Origin of the sequence: Amycolatopsis benzoatilytica AK 16/65, from assembly GCF_000383915.1 — a bacterium.
GTDB classification, from domain to species: Bacteria; Actinomycetota; Actinomycetes; order Mycobacteriales; family Pseudonocardiaceae; genus Amycolatopsis; species Amycolatopsis benzoatilytica.
Window position 1 is genome coordinate 2,774,330 of sequence record NZ_KB912942.1, and the last position, 19,738, is coordinate 2,794,067.

General features: G+C 69.6%; 18 protein-coding genes and 1 pseudogene. 7 read left to right on the forward strand and 12 right to left on the reverse strand.

Going from position 1 to position 19,738, the window contains the following annotated elements; genetic code table 11:
• The first annotated feature begins 208 nt into the window (after positions 1-208).
• Positions 209-1,600, forward strand: coding sequence for an amino acid permease (locus AMYBE_RS0112780; protein WP_027927611.1), 1,392 nt, complete (start codon positions 209-211; stop codon positions 1,598-1,600).
• Positions 1,601-1,684: 84 nt separating this feature from the next.
• Here the strand turns inward: AMYBE_RS0112780 and AMYBE_RS0112785 are convergent, their stop codons facing one another.
• Both AMYBE_RS0112785 and AMYBE_RS0112790 read right to left on the reverse strand, forming a co-directional pair.
• Positions 1,685-2,146, reverse strand: coding sequence for a nuclear transport factor 2 family protein (locus tag AMYBE_RS0112785; RefSeq protein ID WP_020659776.1), 462 nt, complete (start codon positions 2,144-2,146; stop codon positions 1,685-1,687).
• A gap of 12 nt (positions 2,147-2,158) precedes the next feature.
• Positions 2,159-3,067: a pyridoxamine 5'-phosphate oxidase family protein gene (locus tag AMYBE_RS0112790; protein WP_020659777.1), complete on the reverse strand. Its 909-nt coding sequence runs from the start codon at positions 3,065-3,067 to the stop codon at positions 2,159-2,161.
• A 104-nt stretch (positions 3,068-3,171) separates the two neighbouring features.
• Here AMYBE_RS0112790 and AMYBE_RS0112795 point away from each other — a divergent pair, with 104 nt between their 5' ends.
• A complete protein-coding gene (locus AMYBE_RS0112795) occupies positions 3,172-3,738 on the forward strand; it encodes a CGNR zinc finger domain-containing protein (protein WP_154676182.1) in 567 nt (188 codons plus the stop codon).
• Here AMYBE_RS0112795 and AMYBE_RS0112800 read toward each other — a convergent pair.
• Positions 3,677-4,303, reverse strand: a complete 627-nt coding sequence (locus tag AMYBE_RS0112800) for a TetR/AcrR family transcriptional regulator (RefSeq protein ID WP_020659779.1) — start codon at positions 4,301-4,303, stop codon at positions 3,677-3,679. The two genes, AMYBE_RS0112795 and AMYBE_RS0112800, sit on opposite strands and share 62 nt — an antisense overlap.
• A gap of 72 nt (positions 4,304-4,375) precedes the next feature.
• Between AMYBE_RS0112800 and AMYBE_RS47000 the strand changes: the two are divergent.
• Positions 4,376-4,738 (forward strand): annotated as a pseudogene (locus AMYBE_RS47000) (EamA family transporter); the annotation flags it as partial.
• Positions 4,739-5,288: 550 nt separating this feature from the next.
• On the opposite strand, the gene AMYBE_RS0112810 reads toward AMYBE_RS47000, so the two are convergent.
• Positions 5,289-7,565: a glycoside hydrolase family 15 protein gene (locus AMYBE_RS0112810; protein WP_084470381.1), complete on the reverse strand. Its 2,277-nt coding sequence runs from the start codon at positions 7,563-7,565 to the stop codon at positions 5,289-5,291.
• A 174-nt stretch (positions 7,566-7,739) separates the two neighbouring features.
• Here AMYBE_RS0112810 and AMYBE_RS0112815 point away from each other — a divergent pair, with 174 nt between their 5' ends.
• Both AMYBE_RS0112815 and AMYBE_RS0112820 read left to right on the forward strand, forming a co-directional pair.
• Positions 7,740-8,192 carry a single-stranded DNA-binding protein gene (locus tag AMYBE_RS0112815; RefSeq protein WP_020659782.1) on the forward strand — a complete coding sequence of 151 codons (453 nt, stop codon included), beginning with the start codon at positions 7,740-7,742 and terminating at the stop codon, positions 8,190-8,192.
• Between the two features lie 503 nt (positions 8,193-8,695).
• Entirely contained in the window at positions 8,696-9,325 is a 630-nt protein-coding gene (locus AMYBE_RS0112820; RefSeq protein WP_154676184.1) for a hypothetical protein, read from the forward strand.
• A 15-nt stretch (positions 9,326-9,340) separates the two neighbouring features.
• On the opposite strand, the gene AMYBE_RS0112825 is transcribed toward AMYBE_RS0112820, so the two are convergent.
• The 3 genes from AMYBE_RS0112825 to cmtR all read right to left on the reverse strand — a co-directional run bounded on the left by AMYBE_RS0112825 (position 9,341) and on the right by cmtR (position 11,364).
• Positions 9,341-10,093, reverse strand: a complete 753-nt coding sequence (locus AMYBE_RS0112825) for an SDR family oxidoreductase (RefSeq protein ID WP_425386904.1) — start codon at positions 10,091-10,093, stop codon at positions 9,341-9,343.
• Positions 10,094-10,381: 288 nt separating this feature from the next.
• A complete protein-coding gene (locus tag AMYBE_RS0112830; protein WP_034286968.1) occupies positions 10,382-11,035 on the reverse strand; it encodes a cation efflux transmembrane domain-containing protein in 654 nt (217 codons plus the stop codon).
• Positions 11,032-11,364: a Cd(II)/Pb(II)-sensing metalloregulatory transcriptional regulator CmtR gene (gene cmtR / locus AMYBE_RS0112835; protein WP_020659786.1), complete on the reverse strand. Its 333-nt coding sequence runs from the start codon at positions 11,362-11,364 to the stop codon at positions 11,032-11,034. The genes AMYBE_RS0112830 and cmtR overlap by 4 nt, the downstream gene beginning before the upstream one ends.
• A gap of 44 nt (positions 11,365-11,408) precedes the next feature.
• Here cmtR and AMYBE_RS0112840 point away from each other — a divergent pair, with 44 nt between their 5' ends.
• Entirely contained in the window at positions 11,409-12,212 is an 804-nt protein-coding gene (locus AMYBE_RS0112840; protein WP_020659787.1) for a helix-turn-helix transcriptional regulator, read from the forward strand.
• 88 nt (positions 12,213-12,300) lie between these two features.
• On the opposite strand, the gene gcl is transcribed toward AMYBE_RS0112840, so the two are convergent.
• The 4 genes from gcl to AMYBE_RS0112860 form a co-directional block, all read right to left on the reverse strand.
• Positions 12,301-13,995: a glyoxylate carboligase gene (gene gcl, locus AMYBE_RS0112845; RefSeq protein WP_084469977.1), complete on the reverse strand. Its 1,695-nt coding sequence runs from the start codon at positions 13,993-13,995 to the stop codon at positions 12,301-12,303.
• A 2-nt stretch (positions 13,996-13,997) separates the two neighbouring features.
• Positions 13,998-14,888 (reverse strand): 2-hydroxy-3-oxopropionate reductase, encoded by an 891-nt coding sequence (locus AMYBE_RS0112850; protein ID WP_020659789.1) that lies wholly within the window; start codon positions 14,886-14,888, stop codon positions 13,998-14,000.
• Positions 14,888-15,712, reverse strand: a complete 825-nt coding sequence (locus AMYBE_RS0112855) for a hydroxypyruvate isomerase family protein (RefSeq protein ID WP_020659790.1) — start codon at positions 15,710-15,712, stop codon at positions 14,888-14,890. Before AMYBE_RS0112855 ends, AMYBE_RS0112850 begins: the two co-directional genes overlap by 1 nt.
• A gap of 284 nt (positions 15,713-15,996) precedes the next feature.
• Positions 15,997-16,983, reverse strand: coding sequence for a 2-dehydropantoate 2-reductase (locus AMYBE_RS0112860; protein WP_020659791.1), 987 nt, complete (start codon positions 16,981-16,983; stop codon positions 15,997-15,999).
• Between the two features lie 417 nt (positions 16,984-17,400).
• On the opposite strand from AMYBE_RS0112860, the gene AMYBE_RS0112865 reads away from it, so the two are divergent.
• A complete protein-coding gene (locus AMYBE_RS0112865) occupies positions 17,401-18,138 on the forward strand; it encodes a GntR family transcriptional regulator (protein ID WP_020659792.1) in 738 nt (245 codons plus the stop codon).
• 140 nt (positions 18,139-18,278) lie between these two features.
• On the opposite strand, the gene AMYBE_RS0112870 is transcribed toward AMYBE_RS0112865, so the two are convergent.
• Positions 18,279-19,676, reverse strand: coding sequence for an OFA family MFS transporter (locus AMYBE_RS0112870; RefSeq protein ID WP_020659793.1), 1,398 nt, complete (start codon positions 19,674-19,676; stop codon positions 18,279-18,281).
• Positions 19,677-19,738: the final 62 nt, after the last annotated feature.

Consider the following 19,738-nt stretch of genomic DNA (forward strand, 5'->3'; position numbering starts at 1 on the left):
GGGCCGCCGCCGGTGCCCGAAAGTCACCGTCCCGTCCCTCCACAGTGGAGCTTCCGCGGGTTCGGCCCGCAGGTCCAGGGCGATTTTCGGGCTGTCAAATCGAAAACGCCCGATTCGCCGGATTCGATCATGGTGATCTGCGGCACACCTTAAGTTCTTCCTAGGTGTGCTGCGTCACGCGCCGCGGTGCCGCTAGCGTCTCGCAACCATGGAATCCACAGTGGTCGCCAAAGAGGGCGACAACTACACGAAGGCACTCGGCAACCGCCAAGTGCAGATGATCGCGATCGGCGGGGCGATCGGGGTCGGGCTCTTCCTCGGCGCGGGCGGCCGGCTCCACGACGCGGGGCCGTCGCTGGTCCTTTCCTACGCGCTGTGCGGCGTCGCGGCGTACTTCGTGATGCGGGCGCTCGGCGAACTCGTGCTGCACCAGCCCAGCTCCGGCAGCTTCGTCACCTACGCCCGGAAGTTCATCGGGCCGTGGGCCGGTTTCGTGTCCGGCTGGATGTACTGGCTGAACTGGGCGATGACCGGGATCGCGGAGATCACCGCGGTCGCGATCTACGTGCACAAGTGGCTGCCCGGCCTGCCGCAGTGGATCACCGCGCTGGTCGCGCTCGGCGTGCTGATGGCGGTGAACCTGCTCAGCGTCAAGCTGTTCGGCGAGCTGGAGTTCTGGTTCTCCGTCGTCAAGGTGCTGGCGATCATCGTGTTCCTGGTGACCGCGATCGGCCTGGTGCTGGCCGGCGCGAACATCGGCGGCACCACCGCGGGCGTGCACAACCTCACCGACCACGGCGGGTTCTTCCCGGCCGGAGTCGGCATCGCGCTGATGACCCTGCAGGCGGTCGTGTTCGCCTACTCCGCCATCGAGGTCGTCGGCATCGCGGCCGGCGAGACCAAGGACGCGCGCAAGGTGCTGCCGAAGGCCATCAACGGCGTCGTGTGGCGGATCGGCGTCTTCTATGTCGGTTCGGTGCTGCTGCTGGCGATGCTGATGCCGTGGCCGTTCTACAACGGCAGCGAAAGCCCGTTCGTCACGGTCTTCTCGCGGCTGGGCATCGGCGGCATCGGCGACGTGATGAATGCGGTCGTGCTCACCGCGGCGCTTTCGTCGTGCAACTCCGGCCTCTACTCCACCGGCCGCATCCTGCGCGCGCTCGCCGACAACGGCGAGGCGCCGAAGTTCGTCGGCAAGATGAACTCGCACCACGTCCCCTACGGCGGAATCCTGTTCACGTCCGTCGCCTACGTGCTCGGCGTGGTGCTGAACTACCTGGTGCCGAAGGAAGCCTTCGACATCGCGACCGCGGTCGCGTCGCTCGGAGTGGTCGCCACTTGGGCGACGCTCGTGTACTCGCAGATGCGGATGCGCCAGGCGGCGCTGCGCGGCGAACTCGAACGACCGAGCTACCGGATGCCCGGCGCGCCGTACACCGGCTGGGCCACGCTCGGATTCCTGGCACTGGTCATCGTGCTGATGGGCTTCTCGGACGGTGCCGAGAAGATCGCGTTCTACTCGATCCCGGCGATCGTCGTGGTGCTGGCGATCGGCTGGCGGATCGTGTCCCGCAAGCAGCAGGCGCGCACCAGCGCCTGACCGGACGGGCGCGCTCCTACCCCGCATGCGCGCCCCCTCCCGGCAGGTCGCTCCGATACCCCGGAGCGGCCTGCCGGTTTTGCTTCACCAGAGCGGGAAGTCGACGCCGCGCTCGGACTCCGGGCGCGGCCCGAAGATCCGCCGCTCGGCTTCCCCGATCCGCCGGTCGTTGATCGACGCCTCGCGCCTGCTCATCAGCCCGTTCGCGTCGAACTCCCACAGCTCGTTGCCGTAGCTGCGCCACCACTGGCCTTCGCCGTCGCGGCTTTCGTACTGGAAGCGGACCGCGATGCGGTTCTCCCGGAAGCCCCACAACCCCTTGCGCAGCGCGTAATCCCGCTCGCGTTCCCACTTCGCGGTGAGGAACTCGACGATCGCCTCCCGGCCGGCGATGTGCACATCCCGATTCCGCCACACCGAATCCGGCGTGTAGGCCAGCGAGACTTTCCGCGGGTCCCGGGTATTCCATGCGTCCTCGGCGACCTGGACTTTCCGCAACGCCGCCTCCAGGTCGAACGGGGGAAACGGCGGGCGCGATTCGGTCATGATCAGGTCCTTTCAGCTGACGAGCGCGGGATTGCGCGGATCTGGCGTATGCGCCCTCTGCCGGGCCAAGGTCCGTCCGGAAGCGACTTCCCGCACGGCGAACCGGACGATCCGGCCGGTGCTTCCGTCGTCGCCGGGCCGGCCCGGCTCGCCCCACTCGATCGCGGCAGTGCCGGAAAGCTGCACGATGCGACCGGTCTCGAAGTCCGGGAAGAACAACGCGGCCTCCGGGTTGGCGGCGATGTTGCCGAGGCTGTTGAACAGGTTGTTGCCCGGATAGTCGGGCCACCACACCGAATCACCGTCGACGCGGACGAAACCGGGCGCGCCGCCGCGATGCGACGCATCCGCGCCATAGCCGGGGTTGATGGTGCCCAGGAAGAACGTGTCGGCGGCGCGGATGCGCTCGCGATCCGCCGCGCTCAGCGCCGTGTCCCGTCTCGTGGCGGCCGGCTCGGCTTCGAAGCTCAGTGTGCGCTGCTGGATGTATTGCGGGCAGTTCCCGTACGCCTGCTCGACCTCCACGAGCAGCTGCTCGTCGGTGGCTTCGCGAAGCTCGCCGTTGATCCGGACCCGGCGGCGCGTGGCGAACTCGACGCTGATCAGGCCCAGCTTCTGCCCGGCCGCGAGCCCGTGCAGCGGATCACCGGCCGGAAGCCCGGCGCGCACCGAGAGCGTCGTCGCCGAGCGCGGCTCGAGGAAGCCGGGCGGACCGGCCAGCGGCGAAGTCCACAGCCGTCCGTCCACGGCACGGCCGGTGACCGCCAGGAAGGTCCGCTCCAGCAGGAATCCGGCCATGCCCGGGGAAAGCCCGGCCGGCTCGGCCATCTTGGACAGTCGCGCCGCCTGCTTCTCCACCCCCGCCGCGCGCTGGACGGCCAGCTCACCCGCGTGGAATCCCGCATCGGCCCGGATGCTCATGGACAACCTCCATTTCTCACGGTACTCAGCGGGTTTTCCCGTGAGAAGCCTACGCGGGTGCTTCTCACGGATGCAAGCCGATTTATCCGTGATACGGTTCCAGGATGGGGATGCTTCCGGACGAGGTCGCGCCGATCCGCCTGATGGCGACGGTCTGGGCCGACACCTCCGGCCTTCACGACGACCTCGCCAGCCGGGAGGGGCTCGACGCCTGGCTGTCCGAGGCCGGCGTTGGGAGCGAACCCAGTTCAGCCGCCGAACTCGCACTGGCGCGTCGGCTTCGCGATGCCGTGCGCCGCCTGGCCGCGCAGGTCACCGGGGACGAGCGGCAGACCGCGCATTCGCCGACCCGGGAACTGGCCGCCGCCCTCGGCGATCTGAACGACCTGGTCGCTCACCTGCCGGTCCCCCAGTTGGCCTTCGTCGACGGAGCGCTCCGCGAAACCTCTTCGGCCGACAGCTCCGCCGTGGTCACCGCCTTAGCGCGCCTCGCCCGCGAATCGATCGCTCTTCTGGGCGGCCCGGACGCGGCGAAACTCCGCGCCTGCTACGCCCCGGGCTGCGTGCTGTACTTCATGAAGACGCATCCACGCCGCGAATGGTGCTCGGTCACCTGCGGAAACCGGGCACGCGCCGCGCGGCATTACGAGAAGGTCCGTTCGACCCGCTGACGGATCGGTCCAGCAGCTCCACCGCCGTCTCCGCGGCGCGGGTGAAGATGTCGTCCGCGATCCGCATTCCGGCCATCACCGCCGCACCCTCGTGCAGCAGCATGATTCGTTCCGAGGTCCGCTGCGGATCGGCGCTTCCGGCATCCTCGGCCAGCTGGGCGAAGAATCCGAGCATCCAGCGTTTGCTGCCAGTCACCACCGCATACGCCGGATGCGCGGGATCGCTGATCTCCGCGTGCGCGTTGATCATGCTGCAGCCTTTGCCGCCGTACTCCTTCGCCCACGCCGCCGAGGCGTCGAACGCTGCCCGCAGTCTCTCTTGCGGCACCGGGCCGACATCCTCGAGCCTTTTGGCGAGAAACTCACGCCATCTCGCGTCGCGCGCCGACAGGTACTCGACGACCAGCCGCTCCTTCGAGCCGAACCGGTCGTAGAGCGTCTTCTTCGTGACGCCCGCCCGCGCGGCGATCACGTCAACGCCGACCGCGTGGATCCCGTTCTCGTAGAACAGCTCCTCGGCGGCCCGCAGCACCGCATATGCCTTGGGCGTCCAGTCGATGACCATGGCCAGAGTGTATACCGATCTGTATAGTCCGCGCTTGTGAGTACACCGATCGGTATAGTCGGCCGGGCCGCAGTGGGCGCGTTGTTCGTCGGATGCTGGTCGTCGGGCTTCGTGGGCGCGAAGCTCGGGGCCGCCGACGCCGCGGCGCCGACCGTGCTGATGTGGCGGTTCGTGCCGCTCGCCCTGCTGCTGGCCCCGTTCCTGCGGCGGATCCCGGCGCGCTCGGCGGCCCGGCACGTGGTGATCGGACTGCTTTCGCAGTCCGGCTACCTGCTCACTGTCTACTGGGCGATCGGCCAAGGCGTCAGCACTGGGACAACCGCGTTGATCGACGGCGTGCAGCCCTTGGTCGCCGCCGCGGTGGCAGGTCCGCTGCTCGGCGCCGCCGCGACCGGGCGGCAGTGGACCGGGCTGGTGCTGGGGCTGGCCGGGGTAGCACTGGTCAGCTGGTCGGATGCTGGATCGTCCGCGCCGGGCTGGGCTTATCTGATCCCGTTCGCCGGCATGGCGGGTTTGGTCGGTTCGACCGTGCTCGAACGGCGGTCCGAGGTCCCGGTGGCCCCGGTGCAGGCACTGGCGGTCCATTGCGGCGCGTCGGCGGTCGTGTTCACCTTGCTGGCAGTCGTTTCCGGGACGGCGGCGCCTCCGTCGTCCGGCAGGTTCTGGTTCGCCCTGGCATGGCTGATCGTTCTGGCGACTTTCGGCGGGTACGGGCTGTACTGGCTGCTCGTCGCCCGGCTGGGGATGACCGCGGTGAACGGTTTGATGTTCCTGATCGCACCCGTGACGTCAGTGTGGGGCGCGGTGTGGTTCGGCGAACCGTTCACACTGCTGACCGGGGCGGGGCTGGGACTCGCGTTGATCGCCGCGGGCATCGCGTCGGGCAGATCCCGCGGTGATGCGGAGGCGGGGCCTTCGGATTCTGACCGTTCCGCTGCCGCCGAGCCGGATCGCCCGCCGCGCGAGCCGCGGCAGCGACCGCTGCTCAACTGCCGTACCGCTGCTGCACCACCGACGGCGTCTCCAGGTTCTTCCCCGCCGCCATGTTCTGCGCGAGCCGCAGGTACTGCCCCTCCGCCCACATCAGCGGCGCCGCGCTCCCAGTCGGCCGCCCAAGCCCGAAACAGGACACGTCCGCGCGGTCCCACACCTGCTCGGGAATGAAGTACCCGTCGTTCGCCGAGTCCGCCATCGACTTCAGGTAGACCCCCGCCGGGCGGTTGTTCGCGAGTTCGTACTCGCCGCGCTCACCGGACAGGACCGGCCACAGCCGGCCGAACCGTTGCGGCCCGTTCGCCGGCCAGCCGGTGCACGCGGTGGTGCTTTCGCCGTAGTTGTCGTGCGGGTAGCGGTGGAAGTAGACGTCGCCGTTCGGCAGGGTGACCTGCACCGGCGAGTTGCCGTCCGCGGCCGCCGCGGTCGGGGCGAGCGACTCGGACACTGCCGGGTCCGCGGGTCCGCGCACGCCGAGGCGGACCAGTTCGAGGTACCCGAAGTCGGTCACGTCGTGCTCGTAGTAACAGCCCTCGTCGAAGCAGATCTGCCCGGTGTCGTTCGGGTCGGTGCCCTTGTCCAGCCGCTCGTAGTAGGTGTGCCCGCCCCAGTAGCCGGACTTCGTGAGCGTCCAGGAGTCCAGCTGCGAGCGCCACGAATCCGCCGTCGACTCCCACTGCTGCGCGGACGCGGTGTCGCCGTTCGCCCGCGCGATCGCCCCAGCGGTCACCAGCCCGGCCACCTCCGCCGCGATCGACGACGGCGACCGGCCGTACTGCTCCTCCCACCTCTCGGTGGTGGCGGGGCCGCTCGTGCGGATGTGCTCGGCGGTCACCTTCACCCGCGCGTAGGTCGACGCGTCGGTGAGGCCGGTCAGCCAGGCCAGCATGATCGCGTCGGAGTCCTGGTCGAGCTGCTCGCAACAGCCGAGCTGCTGCGGCGTCGCGCCCTGGACCCCGCTCACCGGGCTGTACCGCGGGAACGCGCCTGCCGGGTACGTGGTGCCATCTCCTTGTGTGGGCGCGGAAATCCACTGCGAGGCCCAGAGAAACTGCGCCATCCGCTTCGCCTGCGCCGCGTCGCCAGCCGCGAGCAACCCGGTCGCCTGTTGGTAGAGGTCGCGTCCCCAGACGCGGTGGTACCCGTCGTTGAGCGCGTCGCCGTTCACGACGTCGCCCCACGGCGTGGACAAGCCCGCGACGCTCGCGCCGCGATGCGTTTTGTCCTCCGCCGCGTGCAGTGCCATCGCTGCGACGTAGTACGCGCGCCGCTGCTGGGTGTCGCCCGAAACCGTGCCGGGAGCCGGCTTCAGGCCGCCGAGATATCCCTCCCACCCTTGCCGGTACGCCTGTTCCAGCTGATCGAATCCGGCGCCCAGCGAGCCGTCCGCGGCCGCCGATGCCGCCTGCGCACTGTCTCCGTAGCCGAGCGCGACGGTGAACGTCGAGTCCTGGCCGACCGGAACCTGGCCGCACTGAACGACATTGCCCTTGGCGGTGGAGTCGAATTGGTTCGCGAGCGTCTTGTGGGCCCGCAAGTCTGCCAGGCAATCGCTGGCCGCTCCGGAGTATCCGTTGTCGTGCGCCACGAACCCGGTCGACGCCCGCAGCGCCGAAGCCACGGTTTGCCGGGCCCCGAACAAGTCTTCGGTGTCGCTGGCGGTCAGCCCGGTGCCGTCCCAGGCCGCGGTGTCGTTCGCCGCGCCGCCCGCCATCGAGGGGTTCGCGAGCAGGTAGACCTGGTACTGACCCCCGTCGAGCGACTGGAACCGGGTCCGGGTGACCAGCGTCGCGCGAGCGGAGTCGGTGACATAGGTCGTGGTGAGCCGGTAACGGCCGTTCTTCGCGGTGTTCGTGACGGTGTACTCGAGTGCTTTCTCGTCCGGCATCGAGACCGCGTGCGCCGTGTCGTCGCGTTCGAGGTCCACAAAGGACTTCCCGTCCGTGACGACGTACTGCATGTCCTGCATGTTGGGCACGTCCGCCCGCGGATAGAACACTTCGGACGTGACTCCCCCGGCGACGGTGAACCACAACGGGCTCCCGGTGCCGGCCGCGGTCCCGAGCGCGGCCTTGTCGCCGGTGGTCCAGGAGGACGGCCCTCCGCAGCAGTCGCCCGGACTCCCGCCGGTCGCAGCCTGGTCCGCGACCGGTCCGCCCGCGCGATCCTGTCCCGCGGCGGAGCCGATGCCCTGGCCCGCCACCGAAATCCCGACCACCGCGACCACTGCCGCCGCCCAGCCCCACTTCCCAGCGCACATTGCGCACATGGTGCCCGGGCCCCCGTCGCCGGACAACAGCCGAACGGCGGGAACCGGACGCATCCGACACGTCCCACCCGATGGAGTGAGCGAGAAGCCCCGGAAACTGTCGTACCCGGATGGTCCCCTGATTCCCGGAAGCGGCGCCCGCCCCTGGGCCCGCCCGGAACCGAGGAGCGCCCCATGGCCGGAGAAACCGTCGTCACCGTCGTCGGCAACCTGACCGCCGACCCCGAACTCGCCTTCACCCAGTCCGGTTCGGCGGTCGTGAATTTCACCGTCGCGAGCACGCCGCGCGTCTACGACCGGCAAACCAGCGAATTCAAGGACGGCGACCCGCTGTTCCTGCGCTGCAGCTGGTGGGGCGGCCCCGCGGAGAACGTCGCGGAAAGCCTGATGCGAGGTGCGAGAGTCGTGGTCCAGGGAAGATTGCGGCAACGCTCGTACGACACGAAGGAAGGCGACCGGAGAACGGTGGTGGAGTTGCAGGTCGACGAGGTGGCCGCGTCATTGCGGTACGCCACCGCCAAGATCACGAAAGTCTCGCGCAACGGCGGGCAGGCCGCGCCGGCCGGAGACGGCTGGGCGACGGATGCGCCCGCCCCCGCACTGGCGGGGGATGCGCCACCGTTCTAAGGGCGTGTCCCACCTGGCGCGGTCGGGCGACCGGCGTGCGCGGGCGGTCCGTCGGCGCGGGCGGGCGGGCGGTCCGTGAAGGGCCCCTTGAGGGAATCTAAGTCCCGGAAGAGGCCCTTCACGGACGTCCAGCCGCTCGCGATCCCAGCCGCTCGCGACCTCGGCCGCTCGCAGCCCGGCTTCCCCAGTCGCGACCGTCCGCAGTCCCGGTTAGCCCGACTCAGCCTGCCCCCAGGTCGCGTGCCGGCGACCGTCTCAAGAGAGGTTCAGACCACCGATCGATCGGTGAGCCTGAGCAGCCGACAGGTCGGTGCCGGTACGCAGAAGTCCACAGCGGCAAGGGAATTCGCGGCACCGGTCACCTGAAACCCCTGCTCACCAATCCGATCCGGCTCGCACCCGGCGATCCGTTCGCGGGAAACCCCGGCGAAGGCGGTAACCGGCCCCGGAAAGCCAACGAAAGGAGCTGACTCACGTTCGAGAGCGCTGGTAGCTTTCGCTCCATGCGCGCACGCCGCCGGAAGACGACAAGAATGTCGATTCTCGCTGGGCTTTCCGCCTTGCTGCTGGCAACAGTTTCCGGACCGGTCGCGGATGCCGCGCCGTCCCAGGCTTCCCGACCGCACCGCGAATGCAGCACCCCCTCGATCAACCGGTTTCAGCAGTGGCTCGCGAGCGGCGAAGGCACGACCGTCCCGCCGACCGGCAGCCTCCTGGTCAAGGAGGGCGCCGGATATGCGGCCAAGGTCGTGTTCCAGAACAACGAGTGGCACGTGGCCGTCGTCTGGCTCGGCAACAAGTTCGACGCACAGGCCGACCTCAGCCGGTCCGCCGGCTTCTGGCTCGCCTATCGCGCCGACGAGGACCTCTACGTCCAGCTTCGCCCCGCCTCGCACTGGAGCGGCGGCGACAAATGGCTGACCAAGATCCCCGCCACCGGCGGGCAGCTGGTCCGCAGGTACTTCTCCTTCGACCCCGGAAACTGGACGTGGCTGCCCGAGCTGGGCCAGCCGTCGTACTCGTTCCGGTCCGCGCTGGCCGAAGCCCGCGGCCTGGTCTTCGTCGGCAAGACCCCGAACGCCCTCGACTTCCGCGAACTCCGCGTCGACGGCTATCAGCCACCGTGCCTCTGAGCGGTGCGCCGCTCGCTAGTTCTGCACAGTCGGCCGAATGGTGATGTCCCCGATCTCCACGTCGTCCGGCTGCTCGATCGCGAACGCGATCGCCCTCGCCACCGCCGCCGGGTCCAGCGCGATCGCCGCGAGCCGCTCCCGCACCTGCGCCCGCTCGGCCGGATCGTCGATCGAGTCCGCCAGTTCCGTCCGCACGAAGCCGGGCGACACCGAGGTCGTCCGGAGCACTCCGTCCGTCGATTCCTGCCGCAGCGCCTCCAGCACCGTGCGCACCGCGTTCTTCGTCCCGGCATACACCGCCTGACCAGGCACGATCTTCAAGCCGGAAGTCGACACCGTCGTCACCAGATGCCCTCGCCCCTGCCGCCGGAACACCGGCATCGCCGCGGCGATCCCGTGCAGCACTCCACGGACGTTGACGTCGATCATCGCCGCCCAGCCGGTCACGTCGCCGTCCGCGACCGGGCCGAGCTTGCTGATCCCGGCGTTGCCGACGAGGACGTCCAACCGGCCGAACTCCTCGACGGCACAGGCTACGAGCCGTTCCATCTCCGCCAGCCGGGTCACGTCGGTGGCGACCGCGACCGCCTGACCGCCGCCCGCCCGAATCTCTTCGACCAGTGCGCCCAACCGGTCTTCGCGTCGTGCGCCGAGGACCACTGCACAGCCTCGCGCCGCGAGCAGGCGCGCGGTCGCCTCGCCGATGCCGCTGCTCGCCCCGGTGATCGCGACGACCTTGGCCATCTGCGCCCTGTTCATCTCTGACATGTCCGGAATCCCCGATCCTCGCTATGCGGACACTTGTCCGCTTACCTGGTCCAGTGTAGCGGACAAGTGTCCGTTTAACTTCGGGAACATCAACATCCGCTTCGGGCGAGTCAAGGATGCGTGCGGACGGGCCGCCGAGCAGGCGACGCGGCGGCATGCTCGAACGGACCGAACGACCGTCCGAGAAAGGCCCGAGGTGAGTGATCTAGCGGCAGCGCTGGCATTGGTGGGCACGTTCATTGCCCTGGCCATGACCTTGCGCGCCATCCAGCGGAACTTGCTCCGCGGTCAGCAGCAGTGCTCGCCGCGCCAGGCTTCGCGGCCTTCCTTGACCGCCACCGCGGCGATCACCAACGCCGCGGCCGGATCCGCCCAGTACCAGCCGAACAGCGTGTTGACCAGCAGTCCGACGAGCAGCACGCCAGAGAGGTAGGTGCAGAGCAGCGTCTGCTTGGAGTCCGCGACCGCGCTCGCCGAGCCGAGTTCCCGCCCGGCTCGGCGTTGCGCGCCAGAGAGAACCGGCATCACTGCCAGCGACACCGCGGCGAGCACGATCCCGGCCGTCGAATGCTCCGCTTCTCCGCCGCCGAACAGCGACCACAGCGCGTCGCCCGTCACGTATGCGGCCAGCAGGAAGAACGACACCGCGATCGCCCTGAGCGCGGCCCGTTCCCGATGCTCCGGATCGGCTCCCGAGAACTGCCACGCCACCGCGACCGCGGAGAGCACCTCGGCGACCGAATCCAGGCCGAAAGCCACCAACGCTGTCGAAGATGCGATTGTGCCGGCGGACACCGCCACGACCGCCTCGACGACGTTGTAGGTGATCGTCGCGGCGACCAGCCAGCGGACCCGCCGGTGCAACACCGCGCGCCGCGCACCGGTCACGACCGGCCCCGCGCCGCGGCCCTCCGCCCCTGACCCGCAGCAGGAGTCAGTCATCGCGTCGCCGGCGTTTCGTCAATGCACGCCTCGGAAGGCGCGACCGCCAACACGACCCGCGTCAGCTCCGCCAACGCGCGGCCGAGGTGCGGATCCGCGATCGCATACCGCACCTGCCGCCCCTGGTACGTCGCGACCACCAGCCCGCATCCGCGCAGGCAGGCGAGGTGGTTCGACACGTTCGACCGGCTCAGCTCCAGCCGCGCGGCGAGCTGAGCCGGGTAGACGATCCCGTCCAGCAATGCCACGAGGATCCGGCACCGAGTCGGGTCCGCCAGCGCGCGGCCGAGCCGCGCGAGCGCCAGTTCCCGGGTCTCCGATGTCAGCATGGACGGAATAGTACAGCACTCACTGAACTAAGTAGACTGGCCAAGTGGACAACCTTCTCGGCGATTTCCTCCGCGCCCGGCGGGAGCAGATCTCTCCCTCGGACGTCGGCTTGCCCGCCACCGGGCGCCGGCGCGTCCCGGGGCTCCGCCGGGAAGAGCTGGCACTGCTGGCGGGCATCAGCAGCGACTACTACGTCCGGCTCGAGCAAGGCCGCGACCACAACCCGTCCGCGCAGATACTCGAGGCGCTCGCCCGCGTCCTCGACCTGGACGACGCCGCCCGGAGGCACCTGCACCAGCTCGCGGCTCCGTTCCGCTCCGAACCGATCGAAGCGCGGGCCCCGGCGAGCATCGTCGAACTGATCGGCACCTGGCCGGCCACCCCGGCCTACGTCCAGGATCGGCTGACCAACGTGCTCGCCGCGAACCCCGTCGCGGCAAGGGTTTCGCCGAACTACGCGGTCGGCCGGAACTTGCTGCGCGCGGTCTTCCTCGATCCCGCCGAACGCGCGCTCCGCCGCGACTGGGACCAGCTGACCGCGGACGGCGTCGCCGGTCTGCGCGCCGCACTGGGGCCGGACGTCAACGACCCGTCCGCCGCCGACCTGATCGCGGAACTCGGTGCCAGCGAACGCTTCCGCGAACTCTGGGCGCGGCACGACGTCCGGCCGCGGACCGGGCACCCGGTGCGATTCCGCCATCCCGCCGCCGGGGACCTTGACCTGCACAGCGACAAGCTCGACATCCCCGGGCCGGGTTCGCTGCAGCTGGTGGTGTTCCACGCGACGCCGGGAACCCGGGACGCCGAAACCCTCGCCTCGCTGTCCGCGCTGAGCCCGGCCCGCTGACCGGCAGGGCCTGCCGTCGAGCCGGGATCCGCCAGCCGAGCGCGAAACCGGGCCGCAGCGGGCGTCCCCGCTCCGGCCCGGCCGCCGGTCAGTCGACCGGCTCGAACTCGCGCACCGCGTCCAGCGCGGCGCCCATCGCGGCGTTCCCTTCCCGCTCGATCATGATCTCCACGAGGACCGGACGGCGGGTGCGCTCCGCTTCCTTCCGCGCCCATTCCAGCGACGACCGGATCTCGCCCGGATCCGAGACCCGGGTGCCTGCGCAGCCGTAGGCCTCCATGATCTTCACGTTGTCCGCGCCGTGGTCGTCGTAATGGATGTCGACCTGGTAGTTCATGTCGTAGGGCAGTTCGGACTGCCGGATCAGGCCGAGGTACTCGTTGTTCAGCATGACGAGCACGAACCCGACGTCGTACTGCGCGGCGACGGCGAGCTCCTCGACCAGGAACTGGAACGAGTAGTCCCCGACGACGCCGACGACCTCGGCCTCCGGCCGCGCCTTCTTGACGCCGATCGCGGCCGGGATCTCCCAGCCCAGCGGGCCGGCCTGGCCGCACACCTGGTAGTGCCGCGGCAGGTGCGCGCGCTGGAACTGGCCGGACCAGATCTGGTAGAGCCCGATCGCGGTGACGAAGTACGTCTCCGGTCCGTAAAAGTCGTTGAGCTCCTTGAACACCCGCGGCGCCTTGATCGGCGTGCAGTCGAAGTCCTCCTTGCGCGGCAGCTCGGCCTTGAGGTCGCCGAGCCGCTTGACCCACGTGCGGTCCCGGGCCGGCGCCTCGCGCGCGTCGAGCGCGGCCAGCAGCGCCTCCACGAACTCGCGGGTGTCGGACACGACGCCGAGATCCGGGCCGAACACCTTGCCCAGCTGCGTGGGTTCGATGTCGACGTGGATGAACTTGCGGTCGCCGCGGTACACCGACAGCTCGCCGGTGTGCCGGTCGCCGAACCGCGCACCCAGCGCCAGGACCAGGTCGGACTCCAGGAAAGCCGCGTTCGCCCAGCGCTGCGACGTCTGGATGCCCGCCATGCCGGCGAACAGCTCGTGGTCCTCGGGGAAGCTGCCCTTGCCCATGAGCGTGACGCCGACCGGGACGCCGAGCCGCTCGGCGAGCCGGCGCAGCGGTTCGCTCGCCTCGCCGAGCACCACGCCGCCACCGGCCAGGATCAGCGGCCGTTCCGCGGCGAGCAGCATGTCCAGCGCGCGCTCGACTCGCGCCGGGGACGGTTTGACGGCGCTCACCGGCAGCGCCGAGTCGATGCTGGAATCCCACTCGATGATCTGCTTCTGCACGTCGATCGGCAGGTCGATGAGGACCGGGCCGGGACGGCCGGACCGGGCGATCCGGAACGCCTCGCGGAAGATCCAGGGCAGCTGCGCGGCTTCCTTGACCTGCACCGCCCACTTGGTGACCGGACGGGCGATCTCGACGATGTCGACCGCCTGGAACGCTTCCTGGTGCAGCTTCGTCGTCGCGGCCTGGCCGGTAATGCACAGGATCGGGACGGAGTCGGCGTGCGCGGTGTAGAGCCCGGTGATCATGTTGGTGCCGGCCGGGCCGGAGGTGCCTATCGCGACGCCGACGTTGCCGGTGGTGCGCGCCCACCCGTCGGCCATGTGCGTGGCGCCTTCCTCGTGGCGGACCACCAGGTGGTCGATGCCGCGGCCCTGCATCGCGTCGTACAGCGGCAGGATCGCCGCGCCGGGGCAGCCGAACGCGACGTCGATCCCCTCGTCGACCAGCACGTCGACGACTGCCTGCATAGCGGGGACTCGGGCCATGGTCAAACCTCCTCGGACGAGCGGCCGGACAGTTCTTCGACAACCTTGAGCAGCGCGGAGTGGTCCAGCGAGCCGTAGCCCATCGCCCGCCCGGCCGCGACCAGCTGCGCGACCAGACCGGTCAGCGGGAGCGCCACGCCGGACTGCCGCGCCGCGGCGAGCGCGATGCCCATGTCCTTGTGGTGCAAGTCGATCCGGAAGCCCGGCCGGAACTGGCGCGCCACCATGGACTTCCGCTTCAGCTCCAGGATCCGGCTGCCGGCGAGCCCGCCGGCCAGCACGTCGAGCCCGGTGCCCGCGTCCACTCCGGACGCTTCCAGCAGCACGATCGCCTCGGCGACCAGCCCGTAGATCCCGCCGACCACCAGCTGGTTGGCGGCCTTGACGACCTGGCCCGCACCGTGCGGCCCGACGTGCACGACGGTTTTGCCGAGCGCGTCGAACACCGGCTTGGCGGCGGCGAAGTCGGCTTCCTCGCCGCCGACCATGATGGACAGCGTGGCCTGCTCGGCCCCGGCCTGCCCGCCGGAGACCGGCGCGTCCAGCACCCGGATTCCCTTGGCGGCACCGGCTTTCGCGACCTCGATCGAGGTCTCCGGCCGGATGGTGCTCATGTCCGCCAGCAGCGTGCCCGGGGCGAGCGAGTCGAGGACGCCGCCCGGGGCGAGCACGACCTGCTCGACCTGCGGGTGGTCCGGCAGCATGGTGATCACGACTTCCGCGCCGGCCACCGCGTCCGCGACGTCGGCCGCCGCGCGCCCGCCGGCGGCTTCCAGCTTCGCCAGCGCGTCCGCGTTGAGGTCGAAGCCGCTCACGTCGTGCCCGGCGGCGGCCAGGTGCGCGGCCATCGGCGTGCCCATCACGCCGAGTCCGATGAAGCCGATCTTGCTCATCACTTTCCCCTTCGCTCGTACGGCAGCCAGGCCAGCGAGTCCACTGTGGACCCATCCGGTTTGTACTCGACGCCCACCGGCCCGGCGTAGCCTGCTGCCTGCAGCTTCTGCAGGTATCCTTCGAGATCCAGCTCCCCCGTGCCCGGCTGGTGCCGGCCCGGCGCGTCGGCGATCTGCACGTGCCCGGTGCGCGGGGTGTAGCGGGCGATCACGGTGTCGAGGTCGTCGCCGTTGACCGCCAGGTGGTAGAGGTCGGCGAGCAGCCGGACGTTGCCCAGGCCCAGCTCGTCGAGCACCGCGACCGCGTCGGCCGCGGTCTTCAGCGGGTAAGCCGGGGTACCCGACAGCGGTTCGAGCACCAGCTGTGCGCCGATGCCCTCGGCCGCTTTCGCCGCGGTGGCCAACTGCGTGCGGGCGAGATCGTCCTGTTCGGACGGGGAAACGCCGTCGACGCGGTTGCCGTACAGCGCGTTGAAGCTGCGGCAGCCGAGCCGCTCGGCGAGCCCGAGCGCCACGGTCAGGCCGGTCGCGAACTCCGCCTCGCGGCCGACCCACGACACGAGCCCGCGCTCGCCCGCGGCCATGTCGCCCGCGAAGAAGTTCAGCCCGGTGAGCTGCACGCCGGCGTTCTCGATCGACCGCGCGAACCGGTCGACCTCGGCCCCGGAAGGGTCAGCGCTGCCGAACGGCCACCAGTACTCCACCTTGGTGAAGCCCGCTGCCCGAGCGGCCTGCGCGCGCTCGAGCAGCGGGAGCTCGGTGAACAGGATCGACAGGTTGGCGGTGTAGGGCAGCGAGTGCCGCTCCCCGGCGGGACCGGTCATGATGCCTCGGCTCCTCACGTTACTAATTTCGCTTTGTGGAAGTTTTCTTCCGTAAAACGAGAATAGCTGGCGGCGGAGGCTCCGGTCAACGGGCAGCGGGGACTTCGCGTGCCGGACGCGCGGTCGTCCGGCAGATCGCCGGCGCAGTCGTCCGGGCAACGAAGAGCGCCCGGCGCACCCCTTCTCAGGTTGCGCCGGGCGAGCCCGTTCGACTGACCACAGTGGACTTTATTTACTCCCATGTGGACAGTCGACGATCATATTTTTCCGTTATCGAAAAGCATTCAGCCAACCGGGACCGCCGACGCGGTGCGATCGAGCAACCGGACCGCCGCGTGCACATGCCGCAGCGCCGGGGCGGCCGTCCCCGTGAGGTCGGCAAGCTCCACGACCGCACCGATGATGGCGTCGATCTCGAGCGGTTTCCCCGCTTCGAGGTCCTGGAGCATCGACGTCTTGTGGTGCCCGACGCGCCACGCGCCGTCGATCCGCTTCTCTACCGACACCTGCGGGTCCGCCCCCGCCGCGCGAGCGATCGCGAGGGTTTCGGTCATCATCGCGGCGACCAGAGCCCGGGTTTCGTCGTGCTCGCACATCTGCGCCATGGTCGCCCGGGTGAGCGCGCTGAGCGGGTTGAACGCGACGTTGCCCATCAGCTTGACCCAGATGTCGTCCCGCACCCGCAGCTCGACCGGAGCCTTCAGCCCGCCCGCGATCAGCGCGTCGGCGAACGCGGCGCAGCGAGCCGAGCAGCCGCCGCCCGGCTCGCCGAGGGAAAACCGGGTCCCCTCGAGATGCCGGATGACGCCCGGTTCCTCGATGACGGTCGAACAGTAGACGACGCATCCGATCGCCCGCTCGACGTCGAGCACACGGCTCGTCGCACCGCCCGGATCCACGGCCTCCACGCGGTGACCTTCCAGCGGATGCCCGGCCAGGCCGTGGAAATACCACCAGGGAATGCCGTTCTGAGCCGCGACGAGCGCGGTGTTGCGGCCGAGGAGGGGTTCGAGAAGCGGGCCGCAGTCCGGATACGAGTGCGCCTTGAGTCCCAGGAAGACGTAATCGACTGGGCCGACTTCGCGCGGATCGCTGGTCGCGTGCGGGCGCGCGGTGAAATCGCCGCGCGGACTCCGCACCCGAACGCCCCGTTCCCGCATCGCCGCGAGATGCGGGCCGCGGGCGATGAGGTGAACGTCGACGCCGGCCCGGTGCAGCGCCGCGCCCACGTACGCGCCGATCGCTCCCGCGCCCAGAACCGCTACCCGCATGACGCCTCCTGCTCGGTGTCACCTTGCTCAATGGATTGCATACAGTATCCATAATGCGATGTTGGGAATCCAGGATGTTGTCATCGGGAATGGCGATGACCGGCCTGGCGGATATCGGCTGCCGCGGGCGAGGAGACCCGGCCCACGGCAAACGGCCCTCGCCTGCCCGCCCCGTCCGCCGCGCCACGAACGAGCCTCGCCGGTCAGCCATGCCGGGAACGACCCCTCGCCTGCCCGCCGCGCCGCACAAACAATCCCCTCGACCGCCGCCGCGCACCGCAGACAAGCCAGCCGCCCCGGCACGCGGGCCGGGAAGATCGCCGACACAAACGATGGAAGCCCGGGATTTTGCATACTAAAAGCTGTATCCTGAGAGCTGATTCCTCGATTCCTGCCACATCCCACCCGAGGTGCACCGTGACCGAGACCGTCTCCCCCCTGCCCGACCGCGGGCCGACCGGCCGGCGCACGGCCAAGGGGTCCCTCGCCGGCAAGAACGCCAAGCGGGTGGAGCGGCCCGCACCGTTGCGGCAGGTCGTCTACGACGCGCTCGCCGAGCTGATCATCAACCGCACTCTTGAACCCGGCCAGCACCTGGTCGAAGCCGACCTGGCCGAGTACCTGGGCGTCAGCCGCCAGCCGGTCCGCGAGGCGCTGCAGCGGCTGCAGACCGAGGGCTGGGTGGATCTGCGGCCCGCACAGGGCGCGTTCGTCCACCTCCCCACCGACGAGGAAGCCGACCAGCTGCTCGGCGTCCGCGCCGTGCTGGAGACGCACTCCGCGCAGCTCGCCGCCGCCTGCGCGACCGAGGAAAACATCAAGCGGCTTTGGGAACTGCAGGACGTCGGCATGAAAGCCCTCGCCGCCGACGACGCCGAGCGGCTCGTCGCCGCGAACGCCGACCTGCACTCCTACATCACCGAACTCACCGGAAACGCCGTTCTCGCCGAACTGATCGGACTAGTCGACCGCCGGGTGCGCTGGTACTACACGCCGATCGCCCGTCCTCGCGGCCGCGACGCCTGGCAGGAGCACGCCGAACTGATCCAGGCGATCGCCGCGCACAACGTCGAGAAGGCGCAGCAGATCATGGCGCAACACACCGAACGGACCCGGAAGGCGTTCCACGAGCACCCCGAGACCGCAGCGGAGTAAGCACCCCGACCCGGACCGTCCTGCCCCGGATCCGAAGAGCCAAAACCCGGGTCGAGGCACCTTGCCAGGGCATCCTTCGTGCCTTGACCAGGTGCCTCGACCCGGGTGGCGATCAGATTTCAGCGCGCCGCCAGGCGGTCTCACCCACCAGCGCTACCCGCTGCCGGCGCGGCGGACGGAACGACCACCCCTTCCCCCACGCCCGGCCCGGACCGTCCGGGCTGTCGCAGGAACAACGTCATCCCCGCCGACAGCAACGCGATGCACCCGGCCAGCACGTAAGCCCCGGTGTATCCCCAAGCCGCGATGACCCCGGCGGCCAGCCCTCCCCCGCCGACGCCGCCGACCAGCTTCGCGCTGTACACGATCCCGTAGTTGGTCGCGTTGTAATTCTCCCCGAAGTAGTCCGGCACCAGCGCCGCGAACAACGGATAGAACGCCCCGCTGCCGAATCCGGTCAGCACCGCGAACACCATGAACCAGAACAGACTGTGCGTCTTCCCCGACCACAGCACCCCGAATTGCGCGCCGGCAGCGATCACCAGCACCCAGAACAGCGTGGCCTTCCGCCCGATCCGGTCCGACGCCCAGCCGACAATGCCGCGCCCGACCCCGTTCACCACCGCGAGCACGCCCGCCGAGGACGCCGCTACGAACGCCCCGAATTGGCTCTCCTTGGCGAAATCGACCTGGAAGTTGATCCCGAACAGCGAAACTCCGCCGATCACCACCAGGGTCGCCCACATCAACGGCAGCATCCCGCTCCGGATCGCTTCCATCGGCGTGAACTGGCGCACCGCGGGCGGGTTCTTCGCCAGGCTCCGTGCCTTGCCCGCCGCGTTTCCCTTCCCCCACGCGATCGGGTCGACCTCGGCCGGCCACCAGTTCTTGGGCGGATCCTTGAACACGAAGCCGCACAGCCCGACCACCACCAGCATGTACAGCCCGATGGCATCCAGCGTGATCGTCACGTTCTCGTGGCCGAGAAACGCGCTGAACAGGTAAATGAACGGCACCGACCCGTAAGCGAAACCGCCGTTCACGAACCCGGTCCGCGCTCCCCTTTTCTCCGGATACCATTTCCCGACCATGTTGATGCAGGTCGCGTAAACCAGCCCGGCCCCGATGCCGCCGAGCACCGAGTAGCCGGCGAAGGCCACCACCAGGTTCCCGCTGTGCGCGATGGAGAAGTACCCGATCCCGGAGCAGAGCGCCCCGACGAGCATCGCCGTCTTGGCCGACACGATGTTCTTCTCCCGCAGCCGCCCGGCCGGGAACGCCACCCCGGCCTGGAAAACTGCCCAGATGCTGGCCAGCCAGAACGCGTCCGTCAGCGACCAGCCGTACTTCTCCTCCAGCGTCCCCTCCACGGCTCCCCAGCCGTATTCGAAGACGCTCACCGCCATCATGGCCACCCACGGCAGCCACACCATCCAGCTGCGGGACCGTCCCATCAGGTCCCGCGGGCTCTCCCCGATCCGGTAAGTCCGCCCGTTCTCGTCGACAATCTCCTGGTAAGTCGGTTGGGCTGCGGTCATGAGAATTCTCTTTCGTCACCGTTGACTTCGGTTCCCGTGCCGGGCTTTCTCCGTTCTTCCCC

What these genes read in the sequence shown, in the direction of transcription:
- AMYBE_RS0112860 (WP_020659791.1), bottom strand. Translation starts at nt 16,983, where the DNA reads ATGCGGGTAGCGGTTCTGGGCGCGGGAGCGATCGGCGCGTACGTGGGC.
- AMYBE_RS0112855 (WP_020659790.1), bottom strand. Translation starts at nt 15,712, where the DNA reads ATGACCGGTCCCGCCGGGGAGCGGCACTCGCTGCCCTACACCGCCAAC.
- AMYBE_RS0112790 (WP_020659777.1), bottom strand. Translation starts at nt 3,067, where the DNA reads ATGAGCATCCGGGCCGATGCGGGATTCCACGCGGGTGAGCTGGCCGTC.
- AMYBE_RS0112825 (WP_425386904.1), bottom strand. Translation starts at nt 10,093, where the DNA reads ATGTCAGAGATGAACAGGGCGCAGATGGCCAAGGTCGTCGCGATCACC.
- AMYBE_RS0112870 (WP_020659793.1), bottom strand. Translation starts at nt 19,676, where the DNA reads ATGACCGCAGCCCAACCGACTTACCAGGAGATTGTCGACGAGAACGGG.
- AMYBE_RS0112785 (WP_020659776.1), bottom strand. Translation starts at nt 2,146, where the DNA reads ATGACCGAATCGCGCCCGCCGTTTCCCCCGTTCGACCTGGAGGCGGCG.
- AMYBE_RS0112780 (WP_027927611.1), top strand. Translation starts at nt 209, where the DNA reads ATGGAATCCACAGTGGTCGCCAAAGAGGGCGACAACTACACGAAGGCA.
- cmtR (WP_020659786.1), bottom strand. Translation starts at nt 11,364, where the DNA reads ATGCTGACATCGGAGACCCGGGAACTGGCGCTCGCGCGGCTCGGCCGC.
- AMYBE_RS0112850 (WP_020659789.1), bottom strand. Translation starts at nt 14,888, where the DNA reads ATGAGCAAGATCGGCTTCATCGGACTCGGCGTGATGGGCACGCCGATG.
- AMYBE_RS0112820 (WP_154676184.1), top strand. Translation starts at nt 8,696, where the DNA reads ATGCGCGCACGCCGCCGGAAGACGACAAGAATGTCGATTCTCGCTGGG.
- gcl (WP_084469977.1), bottom strand. Translation starts at nt 13,995, where the DNA reads ATGGCCCGAGTCCCCGCTATGCAGGCAGTCGTCGACGTGCTGGTCGAC.
- AMYBE_RS0112830 (WP_034286968.1), bottom strand. Translation starts at nt 11,035, where the DNA reads ATGACTGACTCCTGCTGCGGGTCAGGGGCGGAGGGCCGCGGCGCGGGG.
- AMYBE_RS0112795 (WP_154676182.1), top strand. Translation starts at nt 3,172, where the DNA reads ATGGGGATGCTTCCGGACGAGGTCGCGCCGATCCGCCTGATGGCGACG.
- AMYBE_RS0112815 (WP_020659782.1), top strand. Translation starts at nt 7,740, where the DNA reads ATGGCCGGAGAAACCGTCGTCACCGTCGTCGGCAACCTGACCGCCGAC.
- AMYBE_RS0112800 (WP_020659779.1), bottom strand. Translation starts at nt 4,303, where the DNA reads ATGGTCATCGACTGGACGCCCAAGGCATATGCGGTGCTGCGGGCCGCC.
- AMYBE_RS0112810 (WP_084470381.1), bottom strand. Translation starts at nt 7,565, where the DNA reads ATGTGCGCAATGTGCGCTGGGAAGTGGGGCTGGGCGGCGGCAGTGGTC.